The following is a 26314-nucleotide window of genomic DNA, read 5'->3' on the forward strand; positions in this document are numbered from 1 at the left end:
GAGGTTGGCTGGCGTGAAGACTCTTCCATTTTCGAGGCTCGTGATCTGCCAACCCGCTTCGTGGCTTGTCGCGGCCATGATGCTGGCTCCAAGCCTTGGCCTTGCGCAAACGACCCGCCCACTGAGCTTCGAGGAAGCCCGCGCCCAGCTCGAGCGCAGTTCCGATCAGATCGCCGCCAGCCAGGCTGGCGCTCGCGCCAGCCGCGCCCAGGCCGACGCTCTGACGCGTTTGCATCTGCCGGTCATCACGCTCGACGCTCAAGCCTTCGAATATCAGAAGAGCATCGACATCTCGCTGCAGCCGGCCAAGGACGCGGTGGGCTCGGCCGCCGACGGCTTCATCGCCAATCTGCCGGGCCTGCTGCCCAACGTTCCCAGCGACCTGACGGCCGCCATCCAGTCGGGCCTGGCCAGCAAGGTCCAGGACGCGCTGGCCCTGACGCCGAACACGCTCGATCTGCAGACCCGCCAGAGCGTGTTGCGACCTACCGCTAGCGCCATCATGCCGCTCTATACCGGAGGCCTTATCTCCGGCGCCCAAAGCGCGGCCAAGGCCGAGGCGGCGGGAGCCGAGGCCCAGGCTCAGGCCACCGGCGACATCGCGCTGCTACGGCTCATCCAGGCCTATTTCGGCCAGCAAATGGCCGCTCGCCTGCTGACGGTCAGCCAGGAGACCGAAGCCAGCTTCGCCCATCACCTGGATAACGCCCGCAAGATCGAAGCCCAAGGGGTCATCCCCAAGTCCCAGCGCCTTCAAGCCGAAGTCGCCTATGACAGCGCCCGCCGTCAGAGCCTGGCGGCGGCCGACGCCTACCAGACCGCCAACGAGACCCTCGCCCTGCTGCTGCGTGAAGACGGCGCGCTGACGCCCACCACGCCGCTGTTCGTGTCGACCGCGCCCCTGCCGCCGGCCCAGACCTTCGTGGAGGCCGGGCTGGAAAATCAGCCGGAGCTCAAGCGTCTAAAGGCATTGCGCGAAGCCGGTCAGGCCGGCGTCAAGATCGCCAAGAGCGCCATGCTGCCCAAGGCCTATGCTTTCGCGTCCTACAACCTCAACCGCGACGACGCGGTGATCATCGACCCCGACTGGATCGTCGGCGTGGGCGTCCATTACACGCTCTTTTCCAACATCGACCGAGGCAAGACGGTGACCGCCGCCCGGGCCAAGAGTGAACAGGCCTCCGCTGCGGTCGGCGCGGCCCAAAACGACCTGCGCGTGGTGATCGCGACTGCTTGGCGCCAGGTCGAAACCGCGCGCAAGCAGTTCCTGCTGCTGGACACCAACATCGCCGCGGCGACGGAAAATCTGCGCGTCCAGGAGATCGCCTTCAAGGAGGGCGAGGCGACCGCCTCGGCCGTCATCGATGCGCGGACCGCGCTCAGCCTGGCCCAGACCCAGAAGGTCACCGCCGCCTATGCTTACGACCTGGCGCTTGCCCAGTTGCTGGCCGCCAGCGGCCAGATCCAGACCTATGGCGACCACATCGCCCGCGCCGACAAGGATGTCCGATGAGCGAGCCCGCAGCGCCGCAGCAAGCCCCGCCCGCCGCCAAGCCGCCCCGCCGCCGTGGACAGCTCATCGCCGGCGGGATCGTCGCTCTGGCGGGCCTATTCATCATCGTGGGCCTGTGGCTGGCCTATCGCCCGGCCGCGGGACAACTGCAGGGCATGGTCGAGGCCGAAGAACTGACCATCGCCACCAAGGCGCCTCTCAGCCGCGTCGAGCGCCTGCTGGTGGACGAGGGCGCGCAGGTCCGCACCGGCCAGCTGCTGGCGCAACTGGCCAGTCCGGAAATCGCGGCCAAGCAGACGCAGGCGGAAGGTCTGCTCGACAGCGCTCGCGCCGTCAATCAACGCGCCGTCAAGGGCGCGCGCGAGGAGGACATTGCCTCACTCAAGGCCGTCTGGAACGCCTCCCAGGCCGCGGCGGATCTGGCGCAGAAGACCTATGTCCGGGCCTCCAACCTTTACGCCCAGGGCGTGGTCGCAGCCCAGCGTCGCGATGAAGCTCTTGCCGCGCGCGACGCCAGCGCCCGCCAGGCCGAGGCCGCGCGTCTGCAATATCTGAAGGTTGCTAGCGGAGCCACGGTCGAGGAAAAGACCATCGCCGCCTCGCAGGTGCGGATCGCACAGGCGGGCATGGCCGAGACCGCGTCGCTCCAGGCCGAGACCACCCTGCGCGCCCCGGCTGACGGCGAAATCGGCAAGAAGCTGGTCAACGACGGCGAGATCGTGCCGCTCGGCTTTCCGGTCTTCACCCTGACGCGCCTGTCCGATCCGTGGGTTACCCTCAATGTTCCCGAAAGCCAGTTTCATGGCCTGCGGACCGGCCAGATCTTGACCGGCGAGGTGCCCGCGCTGGACCTGAAGAACGTCCGGTTCCGGGTCGACTACATCAGCCCGGCCGGCGAGTTCGCCACCTGGCGCGCCACCCGTCAGTCCAGCGGCTACGACATTCGCTCCTTCGAGGTGAAGGTCCGGCCGGTCGCGCGGATCGGGGGCCTGCGTCCCGGCATGAGCGTGCTCTTCGCCTGGCCGCAGACCAGGACATTCTGACCGTGGCGGCGTTCGCTCGCGCCTGGCGTCGCGAGATCGCCTTTCTCGTCGCCAGCCCCTGGGATCTGGGCGTGGTCGTGGTGGGGCCGTTGCTGCTGCTGGTGGTGATGGGCTGGCTGTTTCTCGCCGGCAGCCCCCGGCATCTGCCGGTGGCTCTGGTCGACGCCGACCACTCCACGCTCAGCCGACAACTGGCGCGCGATCTGGACGCCTCCGGCGCGATCCGCCTGGCCGCCGAACCGGCGGATCTGCCCTCGGCCTTCGCCCTGGCGCGCCAGGGGAAGGTCTGGGCCGTGGTCTACGTGCCCAAGAACGCTGACCGCGACGCCCTGTCCGGCGTCGGGGCGACCATCGTCGTCTACGACAACGCCTCATACTATTCGCTGGGCGCCCTGGCCGCGCGCGGCGTGGCCGAAGCGATCGGCGGCCTGTCAGGCCAGATCGCCCCCAGGCTGCAGCGCATCCACAATCTGCCTCAAGCACGGTTTACCCCTCCTGCCGTGCAGGCGACCGTGCTGTTCAATCCCGGCCTCAGCTACGAATGGTTCCTGGAAGCCCTGATCCAACCGGGCGTTCTGCACCTGATGATGAGTTGTGCGATCGTTGTGACGATCGGCCGCGAGTTTCGCGACGCCACGTTCAAGACCTGGATCGCCGCCCCGCGCGAGGTCGCGCCGGCGCTCCTGGGCAAACTCGCGCCCTATGTGCTGGTGTTCACCGCCTGGAACCTGGCGGGCACGGCTTGGTTGTGCGGCTTTCGCGGCTGGGGCGTGCATGGCAGTCTTTTGCTGCTGACCGCCGGCCAATTCCTGATGTACGCGGCCTACGCCGCCCTGGCCGCCTTCGTCACCGTGTTGATCAAGGACATCCCCACGGCCCTGTCGGCGGCGGCGATCTATGGCGGGCCGGCCATTACCTTCTCGGACGCCACCTTGCCCACCCTGACCGCACCGCTGTTTACCCGGGTGCTGTCGAACCTTCTGCCGTTCACCAGCTATGTGCGCCTGCAGATGGAGCAGATGTTCATGGGCTCGCCAGGTGCGGACTCCCTGCGATGGCTAACCGTCCTGGCGCTCTTCTGCGCGGTCCTCTTTCCCGCCGCCTGTCTCCTCCTGCGCAAGCCCCCGAAGGCGGCCGAATGAACCGGTTCGCGCGCGCCTATCTTGGCACTTGGAAAGCGATCCTGGCCAGCCGGCCCGCGGTCTCGCTGCTGCTGCTGGCGGTGATCGTCTACGCCTTCTACTACCCCGCCGCCTACCGCTCGCAAGTGGCGACCCACCTGCCCGTCGCCATCGTCGATCAGGACCAGAGCGCGGTCAGCCGAGCCCTCGTCGAGCGTCTTTCGAGCGCGAACCGGGTTCGCATCGTTCTTCGCACCACAGACTTTGGTGAAGCCCGCCACGCGCTGGAAAGCCGGCGCGTGGACGCCATCATCGTGGTCCCCGAAAAGCTCGAGCGCGGTCTGCTCACCGGCGCGCCGGCCGCGGGTCTGGCCATCTATGTCAACGGCGCCTATCTCGTCCGCGCCAGTACGGTGGGCGCGACCGTTCAGTCGGTCTTGACCGGCGCGGTCGCCGAGAACCTGGCGCCCCTCGCGCGCGCCGCGGGGATCAGAGCGCTCAGTCCGATCCAGACCGACACCCGCCCCCTGTTCAACACCGCCCAGGGCTATGGAAGCTATGTCGTGCCCGGCGTGGCGGTGCTGATCATTCAACAAACCCTGCTGATGGGCGTGGTGCTCCTGTCGGCCGGTCGGCGTGGCAAGATCGCCCCGTCCCGCATCGACTTCCTCGGCGCGGCAGCCGCCTTCTGCACCATCGGCGTGGCCGGATGCCTGTTCTATTTCGGTTTCGTGTTCTGGTTTCAGGACTATCCGCGCGGGGGAAATCTGGTGGGCATGCTCCTGGCCACGGCGCTCTACGTGCCGGCGGTCGTCTTCTTCGCCCTCTTGCTGGGCAGCGCCTTTGACCGCCCCGAGCGCTCGGCCCAGGTGCTGGCGGCCAGTTCCGTGCCCTTCTTCTTCCTGAGCGGCCTGGCCTGGCCTTTCTCGGCCATGCCGGTCCCTCTGGCGCTGGCGGCGCACTTCATTCCTTCCACGTCGGGCATCCAGGTCTTCATCAAACTCAACCAGATGGGCGCAAGTCTGGCCGAGGTCTGGCCTGACCTGGCGGGGCTGTCCGTGCTCACTTGCGGGTACGGCCTTTTGGCCTGGATTCGGTGGAAGCCCCAAAAGGACTTGGCGCGGCTCGAGCCAGCCCCATCGCGCTCACCGGGCGAACCGACGCCTTAGCTTGGCGCCAGTTCAAGCTGACCGTGGCGCCCAACACGCAGGCGTCATCATGCCGCTCTTAGCGCGTTGGCCTTCACAGGCGCGCCCGACGTCGCAATCTCCATTTTCGCTGCAGCGCTATCGGCGGCGTCGAGGATCGGCGACTGACGACCGTCAAGAATGTCGGCGGCATGACCACGGTGGACGTCAATGGCATCTACGCCTTCCGGCAAAGCGGCGCCCTTCATGGCCTCGAATTCTCCCTTGGCGTCCGCAACCTCTTCAACGCGCCCCCAGACACCATCAACACCACCCAGCCCTATGATGTGAGCTACGACAGCGTGAACTATTCGCCGATGGGCCGGATGGTCAGCGTCGCCGTGCGTAAACGCTGGTAGGGGGCGCCGCCGAGAGGTCGACGGCGCGAAAGAGACTCTCACCGGCCTCTGTATAGAGAAGGTCCTGTTTCATCGGATGTCAGGGCCCCCAGCGCATCGGGCCGCTGCGGCGGCCGGCGATGCCGTCGAAGTAGGAGCCTCCATAGAGATACCATTCGAGACCGTTGAGATGATCGACGGCGCGTTCCGGCGTCATCCCCGCTGCGGCCTCCTCCGAGATGAGACCCCTCGCCCAACGACCGGAGCGGCTGAAGGCTTCGTACTCGACGAGGTAACGGAGCCAGAGGCGATGGCAGGTCCGGCAGCGATTGATGGTGACATCGGCGAACCGGCCCTCGGTCTCGTCGCAACCGACGGGCCTGGCATCGAACTCCGTAAAGCGCGCGCTGCCCTGTTCGCAGATGCAGCCCGTCATGTGCGGCGGCGGTTTGGCGGCTTCAGTCATCGGCGCAGACATAGGTGTCTCCCAGCGGCTTGAGGACCGCGTCGTCGCCGACGCCGGCCGCTGTCAGGCGCGCTCGGGCCGCCTCGACCGCGCTGCGGGGGAAGAGTTGCGGATGACGCAGAACGATGGCCTCACCCGTCATCTCCGGCAGGCCGCGCTCAAGCAGCATCCTGAAGCCTTCGGTCTCCTGCTTGGCGGCGGCCCAGTCCTTGAGGGTTTCGATGACCCCGACGCGGGCGATCTTCTGGCGGGTTCGCGCGAGCAAGGTGGTCTTGCCGCGCTCCTCCTTCAGCAGGTGCTCGAAGGCGAATATGGTCTGCCACATATCATGCTCGACCGTCCCCGGCGCTTCGGACGGCGAGACCAGGACAAGGCGCCTGAAGGCCGCCAGGGCGAGTTCGTCCTCCCCGCGCGCCTTCGCGTTGGTGATCATCGTGCGGAGCTGGGCGGGATCCTCGCACTTGGCGATGAAGCCTATGAGCTTCTCATGGGCGGGCACCTCTAGTTTTCCTCCTTTTTAGGCCGCACTGCGGGCCGCCAGTGCGTCTTGACGTGGCGCCGCCACGCGGCCGGCTTTCGGCCGCCTCGCGAGTAAATGCGCTCTTCGGCCTGCGCCCCGCTGATCTGCAGCGCCTCGCCGAGGGCGTCGACCGCCTTGCAGAAGGCCTCATAAACCTGATGGTCGTTGATCGGCAGCACGTAGCCGGCCGCATCAAGCGTCACCACTTGGCTCCGGCAGATCATGTTGACCGACTTGGCCGTCCATTGATCCATAATGTAGCCGACCGGCGCCTCGTTGAGCGCTGAGGCGAAATGGATGAGCTTGGTGAAATAGGCAGCGCGCATGCCCGTCGTCGGGACGGCGGCGAAGCGACGGTAGAGTTCGGCGCGCGGCAGGCCGCCAGCCAGCGCCGCGTCCAAGGCGGGTGACCAGTGGGCCCTTTCCGCCCAGGCTGAGATGCCGTGACCGACTTTCATGCCACCCCAGGCCATCACAGACAGGAAGAACTTTTCGGGCTGGCCTTCTCTGGCCAGGCCGAAGAGGCGTGCCCGGTCGATCCGCGTCTCATCCAGGGCGAGCCGGTCGCCGAGACCGGCTTCAACGTGATTGGCCCAGGCCCGTGGCGCCCGGCCGATCACGCCCTGCGGCTCGATGGGACAGGCCGCCAAGGTGGCGACAAGCGAGGGGCAGAGCGTGAAGCTTGGCTCGGCCGCCGTCACGTCGACGCTCCCGGCCAGATGTCCCCCGCCATCAGCTGCCGGCGCAAGGTTTGGCAGAGCGCATCCAGGTGGGGTTGCGGCTCGGGCGCCGTAAGCATGACGGTGAAGCGGTCTGCGCGATGCTGGAAGAACAAGGTGATCCAAAGCTCGACGGCCGATCCCGACCACGCGCCGGTCTCACGGTGGCGGGCAAACGCGGCGTGAGCGACCTCGGAGGCGTGCCCAAAGCCAAGGCGTTCAGCCATGACGTAACCATTGAGCATGTGTGCGAAGACGATGGAGTCGTCATAGGCGAGATCTGGAGGGATCGCGGCCCATGCGCCATGTGCGACCTGGTCCAGCCAATCCGGGGCGTCCGGCGGTCCGTCGTGGGGACGCAAGTAGGCGGTCAAGCCTTGGGCTGCCGCGCCCTTGCGCAGGAGGGCCTTGCCCGTCCTTTCAAGCTGATCGCGCCAGGCTAGGCGTTCGATCCAGCGCGGCGGGATCGCGCTCGCTCCCCAGATCGCGCCGGCGAGCTGGCCCGTGACGGCCCCGACAGTGTCCGCGTCGTCGCCGAGGTTGACCGCCAGAACCAGGGCCTCTTCAAAGCTCGACGCTTGGCCGACGGCCCACAAGGCGGCCTCGAGCGTGTGAATGACGTAGCCGCTGGACGAGATATCGGCGCGAGGCTTGGCGCGCCAACTGCCCGCTAGAATTTCGGCTACCTGGCCCGCCGTCCTAGTCGGCGCCCCGTTGAGAAGCTCCGCCTTCGGCTTGCCCGCAAAGGCGTCGATCAGCAGATGCGCGAAGGCCTCGCAAGCGTCGAGACACTCGTCGGCCGCGTGGGTCGTTTGAGACTGTAGACGTGCGGCGCAGCCCGCCGTCTCTCGGTCGTCACAGTAGAACAGGGCGACTGGGGCGAGGCGCATAAGCGAGCCGTTCCCAGCGGCGGGGGCTGCGGGATCGCCGGCCAAAGGATCACCTGTGCGCTCGAACCGCTCCAGGGCCGCACGGGTCGTATTGCCAATGTCGAAACAGGAGCCTGTCACGCTGTATTCGCCGTCGCGCCACCAGCTGATGAACCGGGTGATCAAATCGCGCGGGTCGACCTCTCCGGTCGCCAGCAAGGTGTCGGCAAGGCACAGAGCCATGCTGGTGTCATCGGTCCACACGCCCGGCTGAAGACGGAACGGTCCGCCGCCAATCATTTCTGTGTGGTGGGGCTCGCTATCGCGCCGGCTGAACTCCAGGGTGGTCCCCAGCGCATCGCCGACAGCAAGTCCGAGCCAGGCGCCAAGCGCACGATCAGCGAAGGATTCAGCGGGCGACAGGTCTTGGCTCATGCAGATCTCCGAGATGTTTCAATCATCGGAAGACTAGCAAAGCTACCCGACAAATACGGTCGGGCAGTTAGGTGATCACGCGCTGCGCGGCCTGGATCGAATCAACAGCCCACAGAACTCGGGCGTTTGCCCCAAAGTCGCCCCTTCTGCGGCCGAAACATACCGACCATTCGGGGGAAATGCGCGCGGCTGCCTGCTTGATTCAGGGCGACGAAGCGCGGCCAGAAGCTCGCCTCTAACGGTCGTAGCTTTGCTGTAGAAAAAGCACAAATTGCACCTTTTTAGGAAATAATGCCCTTGACCTCGCGTATTCCGCGACTCACGGTTGTGACGCCCGGCAAGCGCGGGCGGACGCAATCAAGGGTCAGCTGCGATGAAAACCGCCGTTCAAAGCCAATTTCGAGGGCGCGCATCGACCGCCCTGGCCCTCGTCGTTGGCGCCGCTGTCCTCCTCGCGGTGAGCCCGGCTTGGGCGGCAGGCGCCGGCACCGCCATGCCCTGGGAAGGGCCGCTCGACACCATCATGCAGTCGCTGTCGGGGCCTGTGGCCAAGGCGGTCGGGATCATCGCCATTGTGCTCACCGGGCTGGGCTTCGCCTTCGCCGAGGGCGGATCGGCCCTGCGCAAGGGCATCGGCATTGTCTTCGGCCTGGCCATCGCGTTCACGGCGACGACCTTCATCTCCACCTTCTTCAACATGACCGCCGGGGCTGCGTTCTGAGATGGCGCGCTCCGAAGTCGAAGGGTTCGAGATCGCCTTCCACAGTTCGCTTTCCGAGCCGGTGACGATCGCCGGCGTGCCGCGGATGATCGCGGTGCTGAACGGCACCCTCACCGCCGTTCTGGCGCTTGGCCTGCAGGTCCCGCTCATCGGAATCCCGGTCGGGCTCGCCATCCACGGCGCCTGCTACTGGCTGAACAAGCGCGACCCTTACTTCTTCGACGCCCTGGGCCGGCACATTCGCCAAAAGCCCTACCTGGACGCCTGACGTGCGCCCTCGGCTCCTCCCCTCCTCCCATCCGGTCTCATAGGGGTCCGACGTGCTCTATCTGCGTGAGTATCGGCCAAAGGCGGATCGCCTGTTCGATCACCTCCCCTGGGTCGCCCTGATCGGGCCGGGCCTGGTGCTCAACAAGGATGGCAGCTTCCAGAAGACCCTGGCCTTTCGCGGACCCGATCTGGCCAGCGCCACCGACGCCGGGCTTGTCGCGACCCGCGCCCAGTTGAACAACGCCTTGCGGCGTCTGGGGTCACGCTGGTGCCTGCATATCGAGGCGGTCCGCTCGCCCTCTCAGACCTATCCCGTCAGCGCCTTCCCTGATTCCGTCTCCGACCTCGTCGATGAGGAGCGGCGCGAAGGGTTCGAGGCGCAGGAGCGGCATTTCGAGAGCCGCTACTTTCTGACCTTCACCTACCTGCCGCCGGAGGAGGCGATTTCGACGGCTGAGAGCCTGCTGCTGGAGAACGCGCCGTCTGGCCGTGGCGCGGAGGGTATGTATCGGGCGGCACTGAGCGACTTCCTCAGCACGGTTCATCAGATCGCCGACATCCTCACCGCCATCATGCCGGAGGTGGGCGAGCTGGGCGACAACGAGACCCTGACCTACCTGCACAGCTGCATCTCGACCAAGCGCCACCCCGTCGCGGCGCCAGAGACGCCCGCCTGCCTGGACGCCTTCCTGACCGACGACGATTTTCAGGGCGGCCTGCTGCCTCGCCTGGGCGGTCAGTACCTGCGCACCATCTCGGTCCGGGCCTACCCGACGACTTCTTCGCCAGGTCTGCTCGACCGGCTCAACGAGCTGGGCATCAGCTATCGCTGGGTCTGCCGCTATCTGCCGCTGGACAAGGAAGACGCCCGCAAGGCGGTGACGACGGTGCGCAAGCGCTGGTTCGCCAAGCGCAAGGGCGTCATGGCGCTCCTGAAGGAGGCCATCACCCGCGAGCCCTCCCTGCTGGAAGATCCTGATGCGGCGGCCAAGTCGGTCGACGCCGACGCGGCCCTGGCGATCCTCGGCGGCGACTACGCCTCGATCGGCTACTTCACCCCGACCGTGACCTTGATGGACGCCGACCCCGACCGGCTGGCCAACCGGGTTCGGGAGGTCGAGGGCGCGATCAACCGGGCTGGCTTCGTCTGCAAGGTCGAGGACGTCAACGCCGTCGAAGCCTGGATCGGCAGCTTGCCGGGCCAGGCCTATGCCGACCTACGCCGGCCGCTGGTCTCGTCGCTGAACCTTTGCGACATGATGCCGATGTCGGCGATCTGGCCGGGGCCGACGCTCAACGCGCACTTGAGCGCCGAATGCCAGAAGCGCGGCCACGCCGGCGTCCAACCCGCCTTGCTGGTTACGCGAACGGCCGGGACCACTCCCTTTCGGTTCGACCTGCACCAGGGAGATGTCGGCCACACCATGATCGTCGGCCCGACCGGGGCCGGCAAGTCGGTGCTCCTCAACACGCTGGCCATGCAATGGCTGCGCTATCCCGAGGCGCAGGTCTTCTACTTCGATAAGGGCGCGAGCTCGCGGGCCTCGACCCTGCTCACTGGCGGCCAGTTCTACGTCCTGGGCGGTGATCACAGCGAGCTGGCCTTCCAGCCGTTGGCGGCCATCGATTCCGCAGACGACCGCGCCTGGGCGCAGGAGTGGGTGCAGGACATCGTCGCGGCCGAAGGCGTACCGATCACCCCGCCGGTGAAGGATGAAATCTGGAGCGGGCTGCGCAATCTCGCCGAGGGCCCGCGTGAGCAACGCACACTCACCCTTCTAGCCGCGACCGTGCAGGACCAGGCCGTCAAGGCGGCGCTGACGCCCTACACGCTGAGTGGGCCCTACGGCCACCTGCTCGACGCCAACCAGAACGCCTTGCGGCCCGCGCCCTGGCAGACCTTCGAGATGGCGGAACTGATGGCCAGCAAGTCGGCGCTGGCCCCGGTGCTGACCTACATCTTCCGCAGCCTCGAGCGCAGTTTCGACGGCCGGCCGACCCTTCTCGTGCTCGACGAGGCCTGGCTCTTCCTCGACCAAGGCGCGTTCGCCGCCAAGATCCGCGAGTGGCTGAAGACGCTCCGCAAGTTCAACGTCGCCGTCGTGTTCGCGACTCAGAGCCTGGCGGACGTGGCCCGCTCATCGATCGCGCCGGCGCTGATCGAGAGCTGTCCGACCCGGGTCTTCCTGCCCAATCCGGACGCCCAGACCCCGCAGATCGCGGCGCTCTATCAAGACTTCGGCCTGAACCCGCAGCAGGTGCGGATCATCGCCAACGCCACGCCGAAGCGGGAATACTACTATCAGTCCACGGCCGGGAACCGGCTCTTCGAGCTGGGCCTGGGCGGGTTGTCCCTCGCCGCCGTGGGGTCCTCTTCGCCGGGGGACCAGCAGCTGATCAGCCAGCTGCTCGCCGACCATGAGCGCAGCCAATTCGCTGAACGCTTCTTCGCGGCCAAGGGCCACGCAGACGTCGCCCGCTACCTCGGCGAACAGCGCCGCGCCGCCTATCCGAGGGTGGCGTGATGGGCGCGCACGATCTTTCGTTTCTCAGTTCCCAGCCGCCCCTTAGCGCGCGGGGCGCGGCACGGCTGGCTTGGCTTCGTCGCCGCCTCCCTGCCCCGTGGATCGCCAACCGCCGGCGTCGCAGGATCCTGTTCCTCGTCCTGGCCGCACCAGGGTTTTTGGCGGTCTTTGGCACGACCTATCACCACAACTTCTTCGTCATGCTGGCCGGCTTCGCCTTGTTCGGCGGCGCTGTCGCTTTCCGCGCCCTGACCGAGCCGCTCTTCGTAAAGGCCGCGGCCGACACCCTGCCGACGCCCCTCCCCGCTCAACACAAGGACTCGTTCGATGCGTAAGCAGCTCATGGCCGCAGCGGCGGTCGTCGCTATGTCCTTCGGCTTGGGGCCGCTGCCGCCGCAGCCCGCGGCCGCGCAGCAGATCGTCTTTGATCCGCGCGCCGTCGCCCAGGCCGTGCAGCAGGTTCACCAGGGGCTGGCCCAAATCCAGCAGCTGCAGGCCCAGGTCACTAACCAGATGGCGATGCTGCAGAAGCTCGGCACCGACGTCACCCAGCCCTTGGCGCAGATCAACGCCCAGGCCAGCCAGCTCATGCAGCAGGCGCAGGCCATCGGCTACAACAGCCAGAACATCGCCGGCCAATTCCAGCAGCTCTACCCGACCAGCCTTTCGGGTCAGAGCTTTGCCCAAATTCAGCAGCGTCTCGCGAGCTGGGAGGCAAACAGCCGCCTGACGCTGCAGGACTCGATGGCGGTGCAGAACCAGCTGGTCCGATCCCAGACGACGACGGCCGGCGCGGTGAACGGCGCCGTCGCGGCTTCGCAGGGGGCCGCCGGTCAGACGGCCGCTATCCAGGCGACTAATCAGTTGCTCGCCGCTCTAAGCAGCCAGCTTCAAGGTCTGCAGACCATCCTCATTACGCAGGCGCGGACACAGGAGACGATCCTAGCGCAGCAGCAGGCAGGCGCGGTGGCGGCGCGGGCGGAGTCCCAGCGCCACAATGCATATACCCCTGTGCGTGGGTCCTTCTCCGGCCAGCAGAGCTTTTAGCCATGCGGACGCTTCTCACGACCTCAACTATCGCCGCGATCTTCCTTTTGGCTGGCTGTGGGCCGGCAGAAAAGCCGCCAGCCGAACCTGCGCCTCCTGCCGCGACGAAGACAGAGCCCAAGTGTCCTGACCCCAGCATCAAGGACCCGAGCAACCCCTGCTCTCCCCTCTACTACAAGCCCGTGAAGGGCTCCTTCAAAGGCCAGAAATCCTTCTGAGCCGTAGATAGCGAGACCCAAGCATGGCGACCGCCAGTCCAGCGGCGTTGGACGAGTTCATCCGCCGCTTCACCACGCAAATCGACACCGGCTTCGGGGTGATTTCCGGCGAAGTTCAAACGGTGTTGGGGACGCTGGTCGTGATCAGCATCGCGCTCACAGCGATCCTGTGGGCGATTGATGAGACCCAGAACGTCCTCGCGAGCCTGGTGCGAAAGGTCCTATTGGTCGGCTTCTTCGCATGGCTCGTAGGCAGTTGGCACACGCTCAGCCTGACGGTGGTCAACGGGTTCGGTCAGCTTGGTCTTCGCGCGAGTGGAGGCGGGTCAGTCGACGACTTCATGAACGCTCCGACGACGGCAGTCGATGCGGGGATGCAGATCGTCGTCAAGCTGATGGCCTATATCGGCGAGCTGGCTAAGCAGAACGGCGGCTTTGGCGCTCTGCAGAACATCGATGTCATCATCGTCGCGGCCGTGGCGGCGATAGGCATCCTGCTCGCCTTCATTGTGCTGGCGATCGAGATCGCCATCACGATCATCGAGTTTCACCTCGTCACCCTCATCGCCTTCGTCACCGTGCCGTTTGGCGTCCTCAGCCAGACGTCGTTCCTGGCCGAGCGGGCGATCGGCTACGTCGTTTCAGTCGGTCTGAAGTTCATGGCCCTGGCGGTGATCCTCGGCATCGGGATCAACATATTCCAGCAGTTCACCCTCTCCCTTGAGCCGACAATTTCGGAGGAATGCGGGCTTCTTCTATCGGCCGTGTTCCTGATGATGCTCGCGCTCAAGATCCCGTCGATCGCTGGTGCGCTCATCTCCGGCGGCCCCCAGCTCAACTCCGGTGGCGCGCTGATGGGCGCTGCTGGAGTTGCCGCTGGCGCAGCGGGCGTGGCGTTGGCTGGCAGGGCGGTCGGAGGCGCTGTTGCTGGAGGTTGGGCGGCTGGTGGCGAAAAGATCGCCGCCGCGCGCGCCGCGTCGGGCGGCCTGGGATCTGGCGCCTCCCGCCCGTCCGGGGGCGGCGGCGGACCAAGCGGTGGGGGCATGGCCGCGGATTTCGCACGCGCCCCGCTGTCAACCTTGGTTTCAGAGGGTCGGGCTGCGGGCAGCCGCTTGTTTTCCACGCCAGCCGCGAACGACGGCGAAACACCGCCGCCCCCTCCCCCGCCTCCGCCTGAATCGGGGGCGACGTCATTGGTCGTTTCGCGAGCTCAAGCCCGCCGGGGCGGCGGGCTGGCGGGCGCCGCTCGGGACAGCGCCGCCGCGGCGACCGCTGGCGGAGATGGAAACGGCCCTGGACTGAGCGCCACGCCGACCCGCCGCGATGACGACCCCGAAGAGTAATCCCAGTCGAGAGTGCGCCGATGAACCCGTTCAAACGACCCAACGATCGATACGGCAGCTCGGCGCCGGTCGAGAGCCCCTATCTTCGGGCCTCGCGCGAGTGGGACAACCGCATCGGTTCTGCCGTCGTGCAGGCCAAGAACTGGCGGATGGCCGCGTTCGGCGGGCTGGGCCTCGCGGCCCTGGCGCTGGGCGGGTTCATCTACGAGGCCAACAACACCAACATCGCCACCTACGTCGTGCCGATCGACCGCTACGCCCGCCCCGGACGCATCGAGCTGGCGGGGCGGACCTACGAGCCGACCACGGCCGAGATCGGCTACTTCCTCGCGGACTGGGTGCGTCGAACCCGCTCGAAGAGCATCGACCCCATTGTCATCCGGGACAATTGGACCGGGGCCTACCACTTCGTGTCCGGCCCGGCGATCGGCCAGCTCAACGCCTTCGCCAAGGCCAACGACCCCTTCGCCAATGCGGGCACCCAAGCCGTCAACGTCGAGATCGTCTCGGTCCTGCCGCGGAGCCCCCACACCTACCAGGTCCAGTGGCGCGAGACCCAGTTCAACGCTGGCGCCTCCGGCGCGACAGAAGCCTGGACGGGTCTCTTCACCACCAAGGTCGTGGCGCCGAAGAACGAGGCCGAGCTGAGGGCCAATCCGCTGGGGATCTACATCACCGAGTTTCAATGGAGTCGTGAGCTATGAGCGCCTTGTCCCCTAGACGGATTTCCATGGGCGCTGCGGCCGGCTTGTTGGCGATGCTGGCGGCCTCGACCAGTCCTGCGGTTCAGGCGCAAACGCCGTCGCCACGCCCGGTCCCGACCGTCGCGAGGCCTGTCGCGCAGCCCGCTCCAGCGCCGATCGCTCAGGCGCCTGTCCGGGCCGCGCCGAAGCGCAGGGCTACGCCACGGCGCTACGCGCGGCCCACGGCGCTGACGACTGTGCAGTCGGCCAACAGCAGCGCGCGGGATTATCCAAGCGCTGGGGCCTATGTGAACGCCGCCCTCTACTACGACTTCGAGCCGGGGCGGCTTTACACCGTTCACACCAGCCCCCGCTTCCTGACAGCCATCTCGCTGCGCCCCGGCGAGAAACTGATCTCGAAGGCGGCCGGCGACACTGTGCGCTGGGTGCTCGGCGAGACAGTGCAGGGGTCAGGCGCGACCCAGCAGGTCATTGTGATGGTCAAGCCGATCCGCGGCGGCCTGCGGACCAACATCATCCTGACGACCGACCAGCGGACCTACCTGCTCGATGCGGTCAGCTACGAAGGCGACACCTACACCAGCGTCATCAGTTGGAACTACCCGCAGGAAGAAGCCCGCGAGGCGCAGGCCGCCCAGGCGGCCGAGAGCCAGGGCGTAGCGGCGTCGGGGCTGGCGGTGGACTCGCTGCACTTCGGTTACCGAATCAAGGCCAATGGCTTTCGCGCGCCCCGTTGGCAGCCGGTCCGCGTCTTCGACGACGGCCTGAAAACCTACATCCAGTTTCCGCGTGACATGGCCTCGACCGAGGCCCCGCCGCTGTTCCTGATCGGGCCCGACAAGCAGGCCCAGCTCGTCAACTACCGCTATCTCGGCGGCTACTATGTGGTCGATCGGCTGATCGATGTCGCGGAGCTGCGGCTGGGCGAGCGCAAGCAGCAGGTGGTGCGCATCACCCGCACCGGGGGCGGGTCATGACCCAGCTTCCGCCCGATCCGCCGCGCAAGGCGTCGCCGGAAAGCGTGTTGGCCGCGCCCCGCACGCCGGTGACACGTTGGAACCGCAAGTATCTGATCTTGGGCGCCACGGGCCTCGCCAGCATTGTCGCCTTGGGTTTCTACCTGGGCTTCGGCGGGGCCCACGCGCCGCAGGCGCGACAGGAGGCGATCTCCGACGCCGCCGATACCGGCCAGGTCCAGACGCCGGCGATCTCGACCAAGTACGCCGCTGGCTACGCCGATCCGGCGCTTCAGGGCCTTCCCGGCACGGCGCCCTTGCCTCCAGCCGAGGGGACGCCGGGTGCGCCAGGCGCCTTGCCGGCGGGCGCTCCGCCGCCGCCTCCTCCTCCCGCTCAGGTCGATCCGGCCGTGCAAGCCGCGCGCGAACAGGCGCTGGCCGCGCGGACATCCGGTCCATTCTTCGGCGGGCCGCCCGCGATGACCGCATCAGCGGGGGCGGACCCCGCCGCGCTCGTTCGTCCCATCGCCGCGTCCGCAGGCGCCGCGGCCGAGCCGGCCGCCGCCGAGGTTCAGCCGGCCAATGGCCAGGCCGCCAAGCGCCAGTTCGCCGCCAGTGCCCGGACCGACGACTATCTGACCAATCCGCTGCAGCCGGCGTTGAGCCCTTGGGAGGTGAAGGCCGGGAGCATCATCTCGGCCGCCTTGGTCACGGCGATCAACTCCGACCTGCCGGGCCAGGTGATCGCCCAGGTCACCGAGCCGGTCTATGACCACAGAACCGGACGCACCGTGCTGATCCCGCAGGGCTCGCGCCTGATCGGCCAGTACGACAGCCAGATCGCCTACGGCCAGAACCGCGCCCTCATCGCCTGGAACCGGATCATCATGCCCGATGGCCGGTCCATCAACATCGGCGCGATGGCCGGCGCAGACCTCACCGGCGCCGCCGGCCTGCAGGACAAGACCGACGGCCATTTCGGTCAGCTGGCGCGGGGCGTGATCCTGTCCACCCTGTTCAGCGTCGGTGCGGCCGCCGCCCAGGACGCCGGCGACCGCAGCTCCGGCGCGCTGGTGGTCAACTCCGCCGCCAGCGGGGTCGCCAACTCCGCCCAACAGGTCGGCCAGCAGATCACCGGCCGCGACCTCAACCGCCAGCCCACCTTGCGCGTGCGGGCCGGTTGGCCAGTCCGCGTGCTCGTCAGCAAGGACATGATCCTCGCCCCCTATCCGTAAGCGTGAGTGTTTCAGATGATCCCATCCGCGGAAAAGCTCGGGCTGTTCCTGCCCGAAGGCCTTCACCAGGACATGCTCGACACCGCCGAGCGCCTGAACACCCGCAAGAACCCCCGGGGCTGTGTGCGGCTGATCTATGAGCGGGCGTTTCGCGAGCTGGTGGAGGCGCTCGACAGCGGCGAGACGGTGACCTTCCCAGCGGTTCGCGGCGCCAAGGACCGGGTCTCGGTGCGCCTGTCCAAGCCGCTTTGCCTGCGGATCCGCCGGCAGACCGACGCTCTCAACCTCAAGCTCACCGACTTCGCCTTCACGGCGATCGACCGCTTCCTGCAAACCACCCAAGGAGACGCCCATGACGCGCCCCGCCAAGACCGCCCTGGCCCTCGGCAAGATCGACCTCGAGGAGAAGACGACCGACCTGCGTTTGAAGCTGAAGGGCAAGCTCGCCGTTGATCTGGCCGACTATCAGCGCGCCTTCGCCCAGGCCAACGATCAGGCCCTGGAGCTCGAGCAGCTCGTCCCTCACATCCTCGCGGCCTTCATCGATGCCGACAAAGGCTTCCAAGCTTGGCGCAAGGCGCAGCCGGCCGCAGCGTAACCCGCTCAGTGAAAGCTGACGCCGCTCGGTGAGCCGAAGCGCCGGGTAAGCTCGGCGCCGAGTTTGGCGACCTCTAGATCGAGGGCACATGGGTCCGCGTCAGCGGCCGTGGCCTTGGCGACCAGCGCGATGGCGCGGTCGACCAAGGCGCGGGCTTCGGGATTGCGCCGAAAGCGCAGGCGAAGTTCCAGCAGTTGGCCGAGGGCGTCAGACACCCCCTCTTTGTCAAAGACCCGTGGTCATTGGGCAAGCGCCCACCTGGCCGGCGCAGAGTTCGCCAACGGGGGAAGGATCTATCTGTAGGGGTGCGACCACGCCGCGACCGCAACCCCTAGCGGGCTGAGTCGCATCCGGGCGGACTCGTTTCCGAGACAAGGTCAACCGCCCGAATCGGCCCTTTTTGCCCAAAAGGGTGCAATTCCAAGCCTTTAGGAATCCTCAGACTCACTGAACGCTGTCGTCGACTGAGTCGCGTCGCGGAGCCTCCGCGCGCGCCCGGTCGCCTCAGAGGACTTCATCTTGACCTAGACGAGACCCCTAAACGGCGAGAGCCCCCCGTTGGCGCGGGAGGCTCTCGGAAATCGCAGGCGCCGTGTGGTAGCGGCTTGATTTGATCGAGTAAGCCTAAGCGGCGCATTTTGCGTCGTCAAGGCCTCGAACAGGAGACCTATGGTCTTTCGCCTGCCGGTTTCGCGACCGCGAAACGGCCTCGTCCCGTTGGGAAGGGACGACATGCAAACGGCCTTAGCGGGCGACGATTGGCGACCAGGCTTCGCCAAGCGCGCCCCCAATTTCGACGCGGTCTGCGCCCAGGCCCGCGCCTGGCGCTGGCAGGCCGGCGTCACCGTCGCGCGGATCGCCGCGGCGGTCTTGAAGGGCACGCCGATGCTCACGGTGCAGCAACGCATGACGCTGCTGCTCTATGTCGAGCACCTCAACCAGGACCGGCTCGAACAGGATGTGGCGACCGTCTGGCCCGGCACGAGCCTGATTGCTGACTATCTGGGCTGCACGGAGAGCAATGCTCGCGCCCATCGCCGCGCCCTGGAGGCGGCCGGCTTCATGGTTCGCGACTATACCCGTGCCAACCGTCCGGCGGGCGTTGAAGCCTATGACCTGGCCCCGTTGGTGGCGCGGCTCGACGAGATGGAGGCTGCGGATCTCGCGGTTCGCGAAGCGGCTCAGGCCCGAAGGGCCGCCTATTCCGAAGCCGTCGTCTTCAGTGAAAGAAATACCGCCCGGGCGCCAGGATTCACTCACCTAGAACAGTCCCATCAGAACGTCAGTTCTTCTGTACGAGGAAAGGACGCGCCTTCAGCGCGACATCAGCCTGACAGTCGGCGACCTGCGGCCGCCGAGACCGGCACGGCCAACAAATCCTCGGGCCAGCGTCCTGCCAACCGACAGGACAGCGCCCTTTGCTCTCCGGAGGGAGCAAGCGGTTTCTCCAGCGCCTTCTCGGAGGGGTCCGCGCCCGCGGAAATGGTCCGCCAGGAGCTTAGGGCCGCCTTCCAGGTGTCTCCCCGCATCGCCGCTCTGGTGGGGCCTGCCGCCGTGGCGGATCCGGCCAGCATCACGCCTGCCGACCTCGCGCGGGTGGCGGCCGCAGTCGACGATCTTCTGCCCGAGCGTGAGCGGAACAACGACCAGACCTTTGCCTGGGCCTTGAAGCGGCACGGGGTGCGCGCAATCGCCATGCTGGCGATCGCCATCGAGGACCCCGACGTCCGCAGCCCATGCAAATACTTTGGCCGCATGGCCTCCTACGAGCCGAAAGGGGCGCCCGACCTGCGCCTCAACTTCGCGCGGGTTCTCAAGGCCAAGGGCGATATTCCGCCGCCGGCGGCTCCACCCGAACCCGCCCCGCTGATGGCTGCGCCGGGAGCTGACGATCCGGTGTGGCAGGCGATCGCCGCGCCGTTGCGGCGCCTGGTGCGCGAGGGGGCCTATGGCAGCTGGTTCGGACGGGTCGGCTTCCACGGCCTGACCGACGGCGTGCTGCAGCTGTCGACGCCGAGCCAGATTGCCGCCGACAGGATCAAGAGCCAGTACCTCGATTCGGTGCTTCACGCCGCCGAGGTTGCGGAGGTGTTCGTCGAGCGTGTGGTGATCACCCTGCGCAAGGATCGTCGATGATCCGGCGACTGAGCATGCTCGTCGCGGCGGTCGGGCTGATGGCCGCCGGCCCCGCCGAGGTGACGGGCCAGGCCCGCGTCGTGGACGGCGACACCTTCAGCGTCGGAGCCGAGCGAGTGCGGCTTTGGGGTGTCGATGCGCCGGAGGGCCGCCAGGTCTGTCAGGACGCCCAGCGACAGACCTACGCCTGCGGCGACGTCGCCCGCGACCAGCTCGTGCGGCTGATCGGCGGCCGGGCCGTGCGCTGCGAGATCAGGGATCGAGATGCCTACGGCCGCGCGGTCGCCCGCTGTCAGGCCGGTTCGACGGACCTTGGCGAGGCCTTGGTCAGGGCCGGTTGGGCGGTCGACTTCCGCCAATTTAGCCGCGGCGCCTATGCCCGGGTGGAGGCCGAGGCCCGCGAGGCGCGGCGCGGCCTCTGGGCCGGGCGGTTCGAGACGCCCTCGAGCTGGCGGGCGGATGCGCGTCGGGCTCAGCCGGCCCCGGTAGGGCCTCCGAACTCGGGATGCGTGATCAAGGGCAATATCAACGCCAAGGGGCGGCGCATTTTTCATGTGCCCGGGCAGCAGGACTACGCCGCGACCCGCATCGACACGGCCCGCGGCGAGCGGTGGTTTTGCTCGGCGGCTGAAGCCGTTGCGGCGGGCTGGACGGCGGCGGCGCGGTGACTCGATCCTGTCAGTCCTTCCCGATCGTTATCGTGGGGATGAAGCCGGCCGTCCGGTTGTTGTCATAGATCGTCATGGCAAGGTCGGATTTCGGCATCCACACGCGGCCAAGCTCGACGGCCAGGGAGGCGGGCATGGCGGGGAAGACATGCAGGATGGCGTCTTCGCCATGCTCGGCTTTGATGCGATCGAACAACGACCGCATTACTTTGCGGAAGGCCGCCTGGTCTTCCGGCCGGCGCAGGATGTCGTTGTGGGGCTCCGCCGCCGTTACCGACCAGATGGCGGCGTCCTCCCCGAGGAGCTTGGTGATGCGCTCGTCGGTCACGGTCGCACTGATGCCGAGCTTAAGGGCGACGGGACGGCCACGTCCCGAGGCCGGTGGCGACACGGTGAAGGTGATGGGCGTCTGATCGGCCTGCCAAGCCCAGGTCGCCGGTTCGCGATGGCGTTGGCGCACTGTGGCCGGGACAATGTCGCAGAGCAGGCGGCCGAGCTCGATCAACAGGGGCTGCGGCGCCAGCGCGAAGACGCTGAGATGGCGCACCTCCTGCCGCTCCACCCGCCCGCGGACCTTGGCCTCGAACTGCCGGCGCAGGTTGTCGCGCTGGAAGATCCAGTAGGCGGGCTCGTCGTCCTTGTAGGCGCACCCGACGAGCTCCAGGTCGATCGTCTGACCCCCGGCCGGATGGTGATGCGGTTGCATCGCCGCGAAGATGGCCTTGGTCGAGACCAGGGCTTCGTTCTCGCCGATGTTGGCGCCGAAGCGAATGACATGAGAGGCGCGGTCCTCGTCGATCGCCGTCAGGACCTGGATGCGGCTCTCGTGCTCGGCCTTCATGGCCAGCAGGACCGGCTCGGGGTGGCCGGCGACGTCGACCACATCGATCAGCTTGTGGTGGGTGGCGCACATCAGCATGAGGTTCTCAAGTGATCGGGCCAGCTGCGGCGAGCGCACGGCGTCGCCGCGCGGGCCGTCGACGCTGTCGCCGACGATGTGGGCGATGAAGCCGAAGGTCGCGTCCTCATTTCCGGAAATCAGGTCGCCGACCAGGTCCTGATTGCACCCTCGGTACTGGCAGCGCCCGCCGGCCCTCGCCCATAGCGCCGATTGAGTCTTTTGGGGGATCGTCGTCTTCGCCATCAGGCGCGTTCCACATGCCGGCCGGTGCCGGTCCATTCGCCCGTGGCGCGCCAGCCCTCGTAGGCGACCAGCCAGTCGGTGATCCAAGGCACCGTCGTCTCGGCCAGCAGGTCGGCCGGAGACCATTCGCTCGAGTCCGGATCGAGCATGCACAGCGTCACCTCGCCGTCCGGCCCGTAGTAGACGTGGGGCAGCATGCCTTCGGCGTCGCCGCGGCGCGGCCGCAGCGCGGGGGACAAGATCTCGACCTGCGGCTGCACGACCCGAACGCTGTAGCGCTCGACCATCAGCGGCGCGCGATAGAAGATGCCGACCCGGTAGGTCTGAAGAAGCGGCCGGACCGTCCCTTGCCACAGGGCCGCCGGTCCTTCGCGGCGGACCAGCTTGAAGGCCGGCCACAGCCGCGACATCGCCTCGATCTGGGTGTCGATCGACAGGCTCACGAGAAGCGGCGCTCGCCCATATTGGTGTGCGCCCGGGCCGCGACCGGCGCCAGGCTCGACAGCGAGCCGATGATCGCCGGCGCCGCCGGGGTGAACAGGCCGCCCTTTGGGGTATAGCCGTGCTGGCCGGCCTTCACCTGGCGACCCAGCCGTTCGTTGAACGCCTTGACCGACCGGGTCACGACCCGCTCGCCGAACTGGACCCGCAGCCAGGCCTGGAGGTCTTCCAGTTGCACATTGCCCCGCTGGGCGGCTTCCAGCCCATTCGCCAGGGTGTGCAGGTGTCGCGCATAGCCCTGTTGCTGGGTCTGGTTCTCGGGCCAGCGGTCGGTGAACCGCTCGGCGGAAAACTCCGGGTTCGGCACCGACAGCAGGCGGCCCTGGCGCGTCGCCTCATCGATCGCCCGCGCCGTCCAGCGCGCCTGGCGGATCACCATATCGGCCAGACCCATGCCCGGCTGGGCCGCGTGGCCCGCATGGCAGGAGAGCACGATCGAGGGCGGCACGCGGCCGGTCTCGTCGGCATAGGCGATGTTGCGATGACGCTTGAGCAGCTGCAGGGCCACGGTCGTCACGCTCTTGATGATCAGCGGCGTCTGGTCGGGAACGTCATGGACGTCGGCATCGGCGAAGGCGATCCCGGCCTGGGCGTAGAGCCGCTCGTTCAGCGCCTTGGCGAAACGCTCTTCGGTCGGGGTGCGCGCGGTGTACCAGTCGCCGAACGCATAGGCGTTCATCGGGACGTAGCGACCGGGCGGGGCGCCGGCCCCCTTCTTGGCATGGGCGATCACGCCCTCTTTTTCCTTCAGCGCGGTCCGCCGCGCCGGCGTCACGTCCAGGTGCATGCCGTCCGCGTAGTAGAGCGTGACACACCGGGTCTGGCGCACGATCTTGCCGACCGGATAGCCGGCGAGCGCCGCTTCGAGGTCGTCGAGCAGGGCCTCGGGCCCGTCGTCGCGGCCGGTGATCTCGGCGACGATGTCGATGTCGTAATTCGTCGTCGGTGCCGCGGGTGGAGATGGTGGCGTCGATCCGCATTGAACCTTGCGGGTAGAAGCAGGCCACCCGCCCGTGCAGCGGGCTGCCGGGCCGTTCAATATAGGTGCGGACCGCCTCGTAACGGTCGACGGCCTTGGCGTGCAGGCCAGGCGGTAGCTGGAGGTTGATGGCGATCTCGGCCAGGACGGCGTCCAGCGGATCGGCGAAGGGATCTTTCGAAGGGGGCGGCCAAGCCATGGCTTCCTCGGTTTACAAAATGGGGCGAAACAGGGTTATTTCGCCTGGGACATGGGGACCCCCTGAACCAAATCAAGGGGTATTGGTTTACAAAAATGCGCCTAGATGCGAGTTTTGTAAACCGACGTGAGGAGCCGGCGATGATAGGACGCAGACTGAAGGTGGCGCGGGCCTCCGCAGGCCTGTCGCTGCGCGAGCTTGCGGCGCGGATGGACGGCGTGGTGTCGCCCCAGGCGATCGGCAAATACGAGCGCAACGAGGACATGCCGGGCTCGCGCGCCCTGATGGCGCTGGCCTCGGCGCTGGGTGTCAGCGAGGGCTACCTGCTCAGCGACGAGGAGCTGGTTCTGGAAGGCGTCGACTTCAGAAAGAAGACGTCCGCCAAGGAAGAAGCGACGGTCGAAGCGCTGACGATCCAAATGCTGGAGCGCTATCTGGCGATCGAAGATCTGCTGCAGCTCAAGAGCGTCGACTGGGAGCAACCGCGCAGCGCCCCCTACCCCGTCGGCGAGATCCGCGACGCCGAGGATGCGGCGCGCTCGGTGCGCGAGGAATGGGGCCTGGGCCACGATCCGATCCCCAAGCTGGCGGAACTGCTCGAGGAGCGCGGCATCAAGGTGCTGTCCCTCGACTTGGACGACATCGATGGCTTGGCCGCGCGCGTGCGCCGCCACGGCCGCGACGCCGCCCGGGTGGTGGTGGTGCGGCGAAAAATCTGGGCGGAGCGCAAGCGCTTCACGCTCGCCCATGAACTTGGTCACATGGTCATGGCGCCGGCGGCCGGGATCGATGAGGAGAAGGCGGCGCACCGCTTCGCCGGCGCCTTTCTCATGCCGGCCGATGTGGTGCGGGCCGAGGTCGGCGCCCATCGCTCATCGATCAGCATCGGCGAGTTGGTGGCGCTAAAGCGGCGCTTCGGCGTCAGCGTTCAGGCCATCGCCTTCCGTTGCAAGGATCTTGGCATCATCGACGCCAAGGCCTTCTCCGACCTCTACCGTGAATTCAAACGCCGGGGCTGGCGTGATCCGCCGTTCGAGGAGCCGGCGGTCATGCAAGCCGATGAGGAAGAGCCCAAGCGCTTTGAGCGACTGTGCCTGCGGGCTTTGGCCGAGAACGTGATCGGCGAGAGCCGTGCGGCTGAGATGCTGGGCATCTCGATGCGCGACCTCGACGCGCGCCTGGAACAGGCGGCGTGATCCATGACAGTCCTCGTCTCGGACACCTCGGTCATCATCGACCTGGAACGAGGCGAGCTTCTGGAGTCGGTCTTCCAGCTCGCGGTCGATTTCGCGGTGCCTGACCTCCTGTTCCATCGCGAACTGGCTGGCCCCTTGGGAGACCGGCTTCTGGCGCTCGGCCTTCGGGTTGAAGAATTGTCGCCCGGCGAGGTGCAGGGCGCGACCGTGCTTCGCCGCGCGGACGCCACCTTGTCCTTGCCCGACACCTTCGCCTTCGCGCTGGCTCAGGGCCGCCAGTGGACGCTGCTGACAGGGGATGCGGGTCTGAGGCGAACCGCCGAAGCGCACGCCCTCGACGTCCATGGAACGCTCTGGGTTCTGGATCAGCTGGAATCGCAGGGGGCCTGCAGCCCTCAGGTGCTAGCCGCGGGCCTGGCGAAGGCCTCGGGACATCCGCGTTGCCGGCTGCCGAGGGCCGAAGTCAACGCGCGCCTGACCCGATATCGGCGATGAAAAGCCTCTGGAGCGGCCAACCAACCTCAGATCCGGCGCCGCTCTGACGTGGCGATCAGAGCGCCGTCCAGCCCGGCAGTTCGCGGTCGAGGTCGGCTTGGTCGAAGACATAGACCAGTGCGTCGATGTGCGCGTCACCGCGGATTTGAGCGGCCGCAAGTCGATGGTTTCCATTCTGCACGCCAACCGGAAGTCCATCCGGCTGCGGCTGTAGGTCCAAGACAATGGCATGATCGTCGCTGGGCACGCCCTCGCGGACGAAGGTCGCCACTCGTTTGATGTGAAATGAGCGGCCGCCTGGGCCTTGAAGGTCGTCTTTTACCTCGTCCCAGGGGCGAGGCTCGTAAGCGCCTCGTTCGGCAGCTTCGACGATTTCACTGGCCTCGATGGGGGCGCAGCCCCAGAGCCGTCCAGAGAGGGGATCTACCTTCCCCGTCAGGCTCACCATCGGGATGCGGATCCGCTTGAAACCCATCGCCACGCCCTAGGTCCCGACGCGATCGCCGCTGATATTGAAAAAGCGCGAGTTCAGGTCCAGCCACACGTTCGACCGCTTGTTGCCGGTGTGTTGGCGTTGGCCCTGCTTATCCAGGTAGCCGACGCAGACATTGATCCAGAATCGGAATTCGCCGAGGTCGAACTGCCAGACGTTGAAGCGCAGCTGCTTGCCGTCCGTATCGTGGACGCGGTTCAGCCGGCAAATAGTCACCACCAGCATGACCGGGCCCGCGGGGTTGCGGTCCCATAGATCGTCGTCGTGGAGGAAAGCGCTGAAGTCGCCGGGCGAGAACTCGAAGCCCTTGATGCGCTCGACGGTGGCCCGGTCCTTATAGGGGTGCGAGTGGAAGTCCCCGAGTAGGGTCAGCTCCGGAGCCAAGCGCTCCATGACCTCGGCCATCAGGTCGGTGGCCTCGGCTTTCGGCGTGACCGAATCCGTCTGCCGGTCGGCTGAGAGGCTGACGGCCAGCCGCTCGAGGAAGATGATGTGCTCGTCGCCGCTGATCCGGCGGTGACCCCAGATCGGGCCGATGGTCTCGATCTCGGTCTGGAAGCCGTCGCCGTGACAGTAGGCCTCGATGGCGCCCATGATCGCCGCTTCCAGGAAGCGGTCAGACATCCGAACACGATAGTCGACCATGGTCCGTCCTGCCTGCTGTTCGCCGGATGT

General features: G+C 67.1%; 30 protein-coding genes. 20 read left to right on the plus strand and 10 right to left on the minus strand.

Annotated features, from left to right (window positions below; genetic code table 11):
* Nucleotides 1-76: 76 nt before the first annotated feature.
* The 5 genes from ACE3TA_RS21240 (at nt 77) to ACE3TA_RS21260 (ending at nt 5223) form a co-directional block, all read left to right on the plus strand.
* Entirely contained in the window at nt 77-1513 is a 1437-nt protein-coding gene (locus ACE3TA_RS21240; RefSeq protein WP_374576336.1) for a TolC family protein, read from the plus strand.
* Nucleotides 1510-2556, plus strand: coding sequence for an HlyD family secretion protein (locus ACE3TA_RS21245; protein ID WP_304273865.1), 1047 nt, complete (start codon nt 1510-1512; stop codon nt 2554-2556). Before ACE3TA_RS21240 ends, ACE3TA_RS21245 begins: the two co-directional genes overlap by 4 nt.
* Before the next feature lie 2 nt (nt 2557-2558).
* On the plus strand, nt 2559-3698 hold the full coding sequence (locus ACE3TA_RS21250; protein ID WP_184721709.1) for an ABC transporter permease: 1140 nt from the start codon (nt 2559-2561) through the stop codon (nt 3696-3698).
* On the plus strand, nt 3695-4846 hold the full coding sequence (locus ACE3TA_RS21255; RefSeq protein WP_374576337.1) for an ABC transporter permease: 1152 nt from the start codon (nt 3695-3697) through the stop codon (nt 4844-4846). The genes ACE3TA_RS21250 and ACE3TA_RS21255 overlap by 4 nt, the downstream gene beginning before the upstream one ends.
* A gap of 170 nt (nt 4847-5016) precedes the next feature.
* Nucleotides 5017-5223, plus strand: coding sequence for a TonB-dependent receptor (locus ACE3TA_RS21260; protein ID WP_184721713.1), 207 nt, complete (start codon nt 5017-5019; stop codon nt 5221-5223).
* Nucleotides 5224-5302: 79 nt separating this feature from the next.
* On the opposite strand, the gene ACE3TA_RS21265 is transcribed toward ACE3TA_RS21260, so the two are convergent.
* From ACE3TA_RS21265 to ACE3TA_RS21280, 4 genes are read right to left on the minus strand one after another with little or no spacing between them, the layout of a single operon-like run.
* Complete coding sequence (locus ACE3TA_RS21265; protein WP_374576338.1) at nt 5303-5680, minus strand: hypothetical protein; 378 nt, start codon at nt 5678-5680, stop codon at nt 5303-5305.
* The gene (locus tag ACE3TA_RS21270) at nt 5661-6167 is read right to left on the minus strand and encodes a hypothetical protein (protein WP_374576339.1); all 507 of its coding nucleotides are present in this window, start codon (nt 6165-6167) and stop codon (nt 5661-5663) included. Before ACE3TA_RS21270 ends, ACE3TA_RS21265 begins: the two co-directional genes overlap by 20 nt.
* Before the next feature lie 2 nt (nt 6168-6169).
* Nucleotides 6170-6889 carry a hypothetical protein gene (locus ACE3TA_RS21275; RefSeq protein WP_374576340.1) on the minus strand — a complete coding sequence of 240 codons (720 nt, stop codon included), beginning with the start codon at nt 6887-6889 and terminating at the stop codon, nt 6170-6172.
* Nucleotides 6886-8211, minus strand: coding sequence for an ADP-ribosylglycohydrolase family protein (locus ACE3TA_RS21280; RefSeq protein ID WP_374576341.1), 1326 nt, complete (start codon nt 8209-8211; stop codon nt 6886-6888). Before ACE3TA_RS21280 ends, ACE3TA_RS21275 begins: the two co-directional genes overlap by 4 nt.
* A 373-nt stretch (nt 8212-8584) precedes the next feature.
* Between ACE3TA_RS21280 and ACE3TA_RS21285 the strand changes: the two genes are divergently transcribed.
* From ACE3TA_RS21285 to ACE3TA_RS21335, 11 genes are all read left to right on the plus strand, one after another.
* The gene (locus tag ACE3TA_RS21285) at nt 8585-8932 is read left to right on the plus strand and encodes a TrbC/VirB2 family protein (protein ID WP_374576342.1); all 348 of its coding nucleotides are present in this window, start codon (nt 8585-8587) and stop codon (nt 8930-8932) included.
* 1 nt (nt 8933) lies between these two features.
* Complete coding sequence (locus tag ACE3TA_RS21290; protein ID WP_374576343.1) at nt 8934-9200, plus strand: VirB3 family type IV secretion system protein; 267 nt, start codon at nt 8934-8936, stop codon at nt 9198-9200.
* A gap of 52 nt (nt 9201-9252) precedes the next feature.
* Nucleotides 9253-11727: a conjugal transfer protein TrbE gene (gene trbE / locus ACE3TA_RS21295; protein WP_374576344.1), complete on the plus strand. Its 2475-nt coding sequence runs from the start codon at nt 9253-9255 to the stop codon at nt 11725-11727.
* The gene (locus ACE3TA_RS21300; RefSeq protein WP_374576345.1) at nt 11727-12062 is read left to right on the plus strand and encodes a hypothetical protein; all 336 of its coding nucleotides are present in this window, start codon (nt 11727-11729) and stop codon (nt 12060-12062) included. The genes trbE and ACE3TA_RS21300 overlap by 1 nt, the downstream gene beginning before the upstream one ends.
* A complete protein-coding gene (locus ACE3TA_RS21305; RefSeq protein ID WP_374576346.1) occupies nt 12055-12774 on the plus strand; it encodes a conjugal transfer protein TrbJ in 720 nt (239 codons plus the stop codon). Before ACE3TA_RS21300 ends, ACE3TA_RS21305 begins: the two co-directional genes overlap by 8 nt.
* 241 nt (nt 12775-13015) lie before the next feature.
* On the plus strand, nt 13016-14335 hold the full coding sequence (trbL, locus tag ACE3TA_RS21310; protein WP_374576347.1) for a P-type conjugative transfer protein TrbL: 1320 nt from the start codon (nt 13016-13018) through the stop codon (nt 14333-14335).
* Nucleotides 14336-14355: 20 nt separating this feature from the next.
* A complete protein-coding gene (gene trbF / locus ACE3TA_RS21315) occupies nt 14356-15039 on the plus strand; it encodes a conjugal transfer protein TrbF (RefSeq protein ID WP_374576348.1) in 684 nt (227 codons plus the stop codon).
* A complete protein-coding gene (gene trbG, locus ACE3TA_RS21320; RefSeq protein ID WP_374576349.1) occupies nt 15036-16016 on the plus strand; it encodes a P-type conjugative transfer protein TrbG in 981 nt (326 codons plus the stop codon). Before trbF ends, trbG begins: the two co-directional genes overlap by 4 nt.
* Nucleotides 16013-17230 (plus strand): TrbI/VirB10 family protein, encoded by a 1218-nt coding sequence (locus tag ACE3TA_RS21325; protein WP_374576350.1) that lies wholly within the window; start codon nt 16013-16015, stop codon nt 17228-17230. Before trbG ends, ACE3TA_RS21325 begins: the two co-directional genes overlap by 4 nt.
* A 15-nt stretch (nt 17231-17245) precedes the next feature.
* Complete coding sequence (locus ACE3TA_RS21330; protein ID WP_374576351.1) at nt 17246-17683, plus strand: hypothetical protein; 438 nt, start codon at nt 17246-17248, stop codon at nt 17681-17683.
* On the plus strand, nt 17655-17828 hold the full coding sequence (locus tag ACE3TA_RS21335) for a DUF2274 domain-containing protein (RefSeq protein ID WP_374576352.1): 174 nt from the start codon (nt 17655-17657) through the stop codon (nt 17826-17828). The genes ACE3TA_RS21330 and ACE3TA_RS21335 overlap by 29 nt, the downstream gene beginning before the upstream one ends.
* 5 nt (nt 17829-17833) lie before the next feature.
* On the opposite strand, the gene ACE3TA_RS21340 is transcribed toward ACE3TA_RS21335, so the two are convergent.
* Complete coding sequence (locus tag ACE3TA_RS21340; protein ID WP_374576353.1) at nt 17834-18043, minus strand: hypothetical protein; 210 nt, start codon at nt 18041-18043, stop codon at nt 17834-17836.
* Nucleotides 18044-18497: 454 nt separating this feature from the next.
* On the opposite strand from ACE3TA_RS21340, the gene ACE3TA_RS21345 reads away from it, so the two are divergent.
* Together ACE3TA_RS21345 and ACE3TA_RS21350 are read left to right on the plus strand one after the other, a co-directional pair.
* On the plus strand, nt 18498-19964 hold the full coding sequence (locus tag ACE3TA_RS21345) for a DnaA N-terminal domain-containing protein (RefSeq protein WP_374576354.1): 1467 nt from the start codon (nt 18498-18500) through the stop codon (nt 19962-19964).
* Nucleotides 19961-20632, plus strand: coding sequence for a thermonuclease family protein (locus ACE3TA_RS21350; protein ID WP_374576355.1), 672 nt, complete (start codon nt 19961-19963; stop codon nt 20630-20632). The genes ACE3TA_RS21345 and ACE3TA_RS21350 overlap by 4 nt, the downstream gene beginning before the upstream one ends.
* A 10-nt stretch (nt 20633-20642) precedes the next feature.
* On the opposite strand, the gene ACE3TA_RS21355 is transcribed toward ACE3TA_RS21350, so the two are convergent.
* From ACE3TA_RS21355 to ACE3TA_RS21365, 3 genes are read right to left on the minus strand one after another with little or no spacing between them, the layout of a single operon-like run.
* Nucleotides 20643-21776, minus strand: coding sequence for an SAVED domain-containing protein (locus ACE3TA_RS21355; RefSeq protein ID WP_374576356.1), 1134 nt, complete (start codon nt 21774-21776; stop codon nt 20643-20645).
* Entirely contained in the window at nt 21776-22219 is a 444-nt protein-coding gene (locus ACE3TA_RS21360) for a hypothetical protein (protein WP_374576357.1), read from the minus strand. The genes ACE3TA_RS21355 and ACE3TA_RS21360 overlap by 1 nt, the downstream gene beginning before the upstream one ends.
* The gene (locus ACE3TA_RS21365; RefSeq protein ID WP_374576358.1) at nt 22216-23316 is read right to left on the minus strand and encodes a nucleotidyltransferase; all 1101 of its coding nucleotides are present in this window, start codon (nt 23314-23316) and stop codon (nt 22216-22218) included. Before ACE3TA_RS21365 ends, ACE3TA_RS21360 begins: the two co-directional genes overlap by 4 nt.
* A 279-nt stretch (nt 23317-23595) precedes the next feature.
* Between ACE3TA_RS21365 and ACE3TA_RS21370 the strand changes: the two genes are divergently transcribed.
* Together ACE3TA_RS21370 and ACE3TA_RS21375 are read left to right on the plus strand one after the other, a co-directional pair.
* Entirely contained in the window at nt 23596-24651 is a 1056-nt protein-coding gene (locus tag ACE3TA_RS21370; RefSeq protein WP_374576359.1) for a helix-turn-helix domain-containing protein, read from the plus strand.
* Nucleotides 24652-24654: 3 nt separating this feature from the next.
* The gene (locus ACE3TA_RS21375; RefSeq protein ID WP_374576360.1) at nt 24655-25146 is read left to right on the plus strand and encodes a DUF3368 domain-containing protein; all 492 of its coding nucleotides are present in this window, start codon (nt 24655-24657) and stop codon (nt 25144-25146) included.
* Nucleotides 25147-25201: 55 nt separating this feature from the next.
* On the opposite strand, the gene ACE3TA_RS21380 is transcribed toward ACE3TA_RS21375, so the two are convergent.
* Together ACE3TA_RS21380 and ACE3TA_RS21385 are read right to left on the minus strand one after the other, a co-directional pair.
* Nucleotides 25202-25621: a hypothetical protein gene (locus ACE3TA_RS21380; RefSeq protein ID WP_374576361.1), complete on the minus strand. Its 420-nt coding sequence runs from the start codon at nt 25619-25621 to the stop codon at nt 25202-25204.
* A gap of 9 nt (nt 25622-25630) precedes the next feature.
* Nucleotides 25631-26284 carry a hypothetical protein gene (locus ACE3TA_RS21385; RefSeq protein WP_374576362.1) on the minus strand — a complete coding sequence of 218 codons (654 nt, stop codon included), beginning with the start codon at nt 26282-26284 and terminating at the stop codon, nt 25631-25633.
* Nucleotides 26285-26314 lie beyond the last annotated feature (30 nt).

The sequence above is a fragment of the Phenylobacterium sp. genome, from assembly GCF_041916435.1.
GTDB lineage: Bacteria > Pseudomonadota > Alphaproteobacteria > Caulobacterales > Caulobacteraceae > Phenylobacterium.